The organism is Thioclava dalianensis, from assembly GCF_000715505.1.
GTDB lineage: Bacteria > Pseudomonadota > Alphaproteobacteria > Rhodobacterales > Rhodobacteraceae > Thioclava > Thioclava dalianensis.
On record NZ_JHEH01000070.1, the window covers coordinates 1 to 5511 of the forward strand.

The window sequence follows — 5511 nt, forward strand, 5'->3', positions numbered from 1 at the left end:
CGCCCCCGTTACCGAAGTCCTGACCCTAAGCAAAAGATGGCATTCGCGCCAACGCGATTGCGCCGGGATTTATCGACACGCGCATGGTCAAAAGCTTTATGTCGCTGTTCGACGACGAAGCGGTGGCGGACTCGATCACGCCAATGCGGCGCGCCGGCACACCGCAGGAAATGGCCAACGGGTGTCTCTACCTTGCCTCCGACGAGGCAAGCTATTGCAACGGCTCGGTCCTGACCATCGACGGCGGCACCACGGCACGCCAATAACAACGCGGCGCGGCGCGAGGAAAGCTGCCCCCGCGCCGTCTCCCGATCAGGACGTGCGCGCAAGCGCGGGGCGCGCCTTCCACAATGCTGCGGTGATCGCCGCCGCCAGAACCGCTTTGATCAAATCGCCGGGCAGGAATGGCAGGGCAAAACCCGTGGCCTCGACCAGCGACACGCCCATCATGGCAGACATACCGAAGATCCCGCAAACCGTGACAACGCCGATCCCGCCCACGACGGCCCCGGCCAGCGCAGCCGGAAACGACATCCGGTGCCTGAACCGCGAAGCCACCAGCCCGATGACAAAGGCGCCGATCGGAAAGCCGACAAGATAGCCCAGCGTCGGCCCGGCGAACACGCCCAGCCCGCCCCGGCCCCCCGCCAGCAACGGCAGCCCCAGCGCCACCATCAGCAAGAACAACAGCACCGCCAACGCCCCGTTGCGCGCCCCAAGCACGGTGCCCGCCAGCATGATCCCCAGACTTTGCGCGGTGAGCGGAATGCCAGATCCCAGCGTCAACCGGGGCAACAGCCCCAGCGCCGCGATCAGTGCGGCAAACAGGGCAATACGGGTAAGAGTGCGTTCCATGAGAGTCTCTTCCTTCCAGGTTATTCAAGAAATGCCCGCGCGCGCAGCGCCTCTGCGGCGGTGTCGGCCTCGTCCAGGGTGCCGAGCGCCAGCGGCCCGACCAACCGCCACCCCACCCGGCGGGGCGAGCGGGCGCGGTGCGCCTCGCTTAACAGAGCGGCGCGTGCCGAGAGTGCCGGAATAAAACGCAGTGTCAGCGCAATGGCTAGAGACAAGCGCCGGCGCGGACGGGCGGGCAGGCCAATGCGGCCCAGCCAGCGGTCCAGTACGTCCAGCAGATCGGCAGGCGAGGTCGTTCGGCTGAGCATCATCGCAGCCGCGACACAGGCCAGCAGAGTGCCCGCCACCGCCAGCCCCAGATCCAGCCGCCCCGAAAGCCACTGGAAGCCCACGATCACGACCGCAATCAACGCCGATCCACGCAGATCGCGCAGAATCAGCCTCACGAACCAGAGTCCCGGCACCGTCGCGGCAATCAGCACAACCCCCAGTCCCAGCCAGCCCGTCGCAACCATGCGCATCACGCCAAGGGTGGTGCAGAACACGCAAAGCATAACCAGCTTCGTCCCCGCAGACATCGCGTGATAAGGCGTGGGGCGGGCAGATAGCGCGCCGATCACAGGGAATCCGGCGCGATCACCTGCGCCTCCATTTCCTGGCGGTAAACAGGCAAGACCTGCTCCGGCGGGCCATCCATGCGGATGCGGCCAGCGTCGATCCAAAGAAGGCGCGGGCGCGCCGCCATCGCAATCAAATCGTGGCTGGCCTCGATCCGGGCGGTCGGCAGCGCGTCCAGTGTCCGGCGCAGGCTGCGCGAGGTCGCAAGGTCAAGCCCGGCAAAAGCTTCGTCCAACAACAGCAACGCAGGGTCGTTGGCGCAGGCGGCGATCAGGCCCAACAGGTGCTTTTGTCCCTGCGACAGGGCGTGGACCAGCCGGTCCCGCCACGCGGCGACACCAAACCTTTGCAGCAAATTCTCGGCCACAGCGGCGGCCTCGGATTTTGACAGGCCTCGGCTTTGGGGCCCAAAGCCGATCTCTTCAATGACAGTTGGAAACAACAGAGCGTGGTCGGGGTTCTGAAAAACGAACCCGATTTCGGACGTGGCGCGGCGGCGGTCCCTGGCCGGATCAAAGCCATTCACCCGAACCTGTCCTGTATCAGGCGTCACCAGACCCGCGATCAGCCGCAGAAACTGGGATTTGCCCGCGCCGTTGCGCCCAATCAGACCCAGGTCCCTGACCTCGCCCGACAGCGACAACCCATCAAAGACCACGCGGTCTTCAAGTGACAGGCCGACATCGACCAGCTCGATTCGCTGCGGCGCGGCTTCGGTGCTGCGAGACTGTGAAACTGCGTCGGAGAGGCTCAAAGCCAGGCGTCCTCCACCTGCATGGTCAGATCCGAGGCGGCGATAACCGGAGAAAGCCAGGCGCGCACGTGCGGCAGCTCGAATTCGCTGAAATACCGGCAGGCGGCGACGCGACCGGGCTTGTCCGGGGCGTCCAGCAACGCAAGGTCCAGCAACAGCCAACCTGCAACGACGTGCCCCGCTGCCGACAGCACCTGAGTGGCATTGGCCAAAGCATCGGCAGGCGTGCTGCGCTCGCGCGAGGCCGTGATGGCCTGCGTCAGAACCTCTCGAGCTTCGGCCAGTGCGCGGGCAGCCTCAGGCATCTCCTCCGCTGCGCGCGCCTCGGTTTCGCGGATGCGTGCACTCAGCAAATCAAAAGCGCCGCTGCGGTCAAACAACAGCTTGCGCCCTAAAAGGTCGATGCCCTGAATGCCGGTCGTGCCTTCGTGGATCGGGTTCAGGCGGTTGTCGCGATAGATCTGTTCGACCTCGAAATCGCGGGTATAGCCATAGCCGCCGTGGATCTGGATCGCATAATGGTTGGCAACAAGGCCCATTTCCGACGGCCAGCTTTTGACGATGGGTGTCAGAAGGCCCAGCAGCGTCTCGGCCTCGGCATCGCCGCTATTGCCCAGATCGACCAGCCGCGCAGCATAAAGGCACATCGCAAGGCTGCCTTCGGCAATCGCCTTTTGCGCCAACAGCATCCGGCGCACATCTGGATGGCGGGTCAGCGGCACGGGCTTTTCGGCATCCTTATCGTCCAGCGCCCGGCCCTGTACCCGCTCTTGCGCGTAATTCCGAGAGGCCAGGTAACCACGCCACGCCAGCGCCGCCGCGCCGATACCAACGCCGATCCGCGCCTCGTTCATCATCTGGAACATGATCGGCAGGCCCTGCCCTTCGTCCCCGATCCGCCAGCCCTGCGCACCGCCCTTGTCCCCGAAGGCAAGCACACAGTTCGGCGTGCCACGCCAGCCCATCTTGTGATTCAGCCCTGTCACGGTCACATCGTTTTGCGTGCCGTCGGGCAAGACGCTGGGCACTGCGAAAAGCAACAGCCCGCGCGATCCGGGCACCAGCGTGCCGTCCGGCTGCTCGGCCTTGGCCAGCACCAGATGGACCGTCAGCGGCGCAATGTCCTGCCCACCCGCGCTGATCCACATCTTGACGCCACGCAACCGATACCGCGGCCCCAGCGCATCCGCGCCATCAGGGATCGCGCGCGTCGATACATCGCCCAGCGATGAGCCGACCGCCGGTTCCGACAGGCACATGGTGCCAAGCGCGCGCGCCTCGTGCTGGGGCTCGGCAAAGGCCTTGATCTGTGCGTCCGTTCCAAAGCTGCGGATCACCCGCGAATTGGCGACGCTGAGCATCGGGAACGACGCCGCCGCGATATGCGCGGCCATGCTCATCGCCATGGTGGCGGCGACAACCGTGAAAGGCAGTGCCATGCCGCCCTCGTCCTCCGGCACACCGGCCAGATGCAAACCGGCCTCCATCCAGGCCTGAACGCCGGCCCTAGTGCCCGGTTCCACCCGCACGATGCCATTGTCGAGCCACGGTTCCACCTGATCGGACGCACGCCAATGTGGGGCCAGCTTTTCACGCGACAAACGGTCGGCAAGATCCAGAACAGCGGTCCAGTCCTCGACCGTCTGGCCATCATGCGCAGGCAGATCCGCCAGATCGCCAAGGCGCAGCCAGTCGAACAGCTGCCGGTCCAGCACGGACCGGTTGAACGGATGATCCCCCATCAGCCGCGCCTGACTGCGTTCAACGAGGCCGAGATCAGCGCAAGGATCAGGATGCTGCCCTGCACGATATATTGCCAGAAGGTTGGAACGCCCATCACCGAAAGCCCGTTGTTTATCACGCCGATCAGTAGCACACCCACAGCGGTGCCTAAAATATGAAATTTTCCCGGTTTCAGGGTCGAGGCCCCGATAAACACCGCGACAAAGGCGTTCAGCAGATACACTTCGCCCACGCCCTGCGGTCGGCCCGCGCCCAGATTGGCCCCGGCGACCAAACCGCCAAGGGCTGCACAGGCGCCACTGATCGCCATGGCAATCAGCGCATAGCGCGAGAAAGAGATCCCCGACAGCCGCGACGCCTCGCGGTTGCCCCCCAGCGCATACATGTTGCGCCCGGTCTGGGTGTGTTCCAGAAACACCCACAACAGCAGGCCCAGCAGCAGCAGGATCAACACCGGATTGGGAATGCCAGCAATCTTACCTTGGCCTATGATGGCAAAGGCCTTCGGGATTTCGGTGGCATAGACCGTGCGCCCGCCGGAAACCCCGAGGATCACGCCGGTGACGACAAAGCTCATTGCCAAAGTCTCGACGATGGCCGAGATGCCCAGATAAGAGATCAGCGCCCCGTTCACCATGCCGATCAACGCGGCCAGCACCAGCACCACAAGCAGCACAAGCACGACGACAGCGCCGTTGTCGATGCCGATCTCCATAAGAAAGCGGGCTGCGAAATACCCACCAAAGGTCGCCATCGCTCCGATCGACAGATCGTACAGGCCGACCACCAGACAGATCGTCAGCCCAAAGGCGATCATCCCGAGGATCGAGACCTGGTTGAGGATGTTGAGCATGTTGCGCACGGTCATAAAGACCTCTGGCCGCCCGAACGAAAAAAGCGCGATCAGAAGCCCCAGGGACACAAGCGTCCCCCATTTCGACAAAAAGGTGATCCAGTCGAAGCCCGCGCGCGGCGTGTCCGTTGATTTGGCTGTGTCGGTCTGTGTCATGCGGCGATCGCCCCCCCGGCGGCAAGTGTCATTATGTTGGCTTCGGTGACGTCATCACCGCGCAATTCCCCGACCACACGGCCAGCGGCAAAAACCAGCACCCGATCGCAGACAAGGCTGTATTCATCCAATTCGGTTGACGCGAACACGATGCCTTTTCCGCCCCGCGCCAGATCGTCAATCAGCTCGTAGATTTCTTTCTTGGCCCCCACGTCGACGGCCGCAGTCGGGCAGTTCAACAAGAACACCTGAGCTCCGGTCTGAAGCCAACGGCCAAGGACGACCTTTTGTTGATTGCCGCCTGACAGATCGTCGATGGACGCCTCGATCCCTGCGGTGCGGACCCGCATCTGCTGCGACACCTCTGCCGCCGCGACATTTTCGCGCGGACGGTGAACCAGACGCAGGATCGGGTCGCGCAGATATTTCCCAAGGCTGGGCAGCGTGACGTTGGCGCGGACGCTGTCGGCGTGGAACACGGCCTCTTCCAGCCGGTTCTTGGGGTCAGGACTTCGGTAACGGGGGCGTCTCT

6 protein-coding genes and 1 pseudogene are annotated in these 5511 nt (G+C 64.0%); 1 reads left to right on the forward strand and 6 read right to left on the reverse strand.

Annotated features, from left to right (window positions below):
• Positions 1-41: 41 nt before the first annotated feature.
• Positions 42-266: an SDR family NAD(P)-dependent oxidoreductase gene (locus DL1_RS20280; RefSeq protein ID WP_081856430.1), complete on the forward strand. Its 225-nt coding sequence runs from the start codon at positions 42-44 to the stop codon at positions 264-266.
• Positions 267-312: 46 nt separating this feature from the next.
• Here DL1_RS20280 and DL1_RS20285 read toward each other — a convergent pair whose 3' ends face one another.
• The 6 genes and pseudogenes from DL1_RS20285 to DL1_RS21865 all read right to left on the reverse strand — a co-directional run.
• Positions 313-855, reverse strand: coding sequence for a BioY family transporter (locus DL1_RS20285; protein ID WP_038070117.1), 543 nt, complete (start codon positions 853-855; stop codon positions 313-315).
• Between the two features lie 20 nt (positions 856-875).
• Positions 876-1409, reverse strand: coding sequence for an energy-coupling factor transporter transmembrane component T (locus tag DL1_RS20290; protein WP_162178781.1), 534 nt, complete (start codon positions 1407-1409; stop codon positions 876-878).
• Positions 1410-1471: 62 nt separating this feature from the next.
• Positions 1472-2227 carry an energy-coupling factor ABC transporter ATP-binding protein gene (locus tag DL1_RS20295; RefSeq protein ID WP_051693731.1) on the reverse strand — a complete coding sequence of 252 codons (756 nt, stop codon included), beginning with the start codon at positions 2225-2227 and terminating at the stop codon, positions 1472-1474.
• A complete protein-coding gene (locus DL1_RS20300; protein ID WP_038070121.1) occupies positions 2224-3969 on the reverse strand; it encodes an acyl-CoA dehydrogenase family protein in 1746 nt (581 codons plus the stop codon). Before DL1_RS20300 ends, DL1_RS20295 begins: the two co-directional genes overlap by 4 nt.
• Positions 3969-4979: an ABC transporter permease gene (locus DL1_RS20305; protein WP_038070123.1), complete on the reverse strand. Its 1011-nt coding sequence runs from the start codon at positions 4977-4979 to the stop codon at positions 3969-3971. The genes DL1_RS20300 and DL1_RS20305 overlap by 1 nt, the downstream gene beginning before the upstream one ends.
• Positions 4976-5511: pseudogene (locus tag DL1_RS21865) on the reverse strand (hypothetical protein); the annotation flags it as partial. The gene DL1_RS20305 and the pseudogene DL1_RS21865, both read right to left, overlap by 4 nt.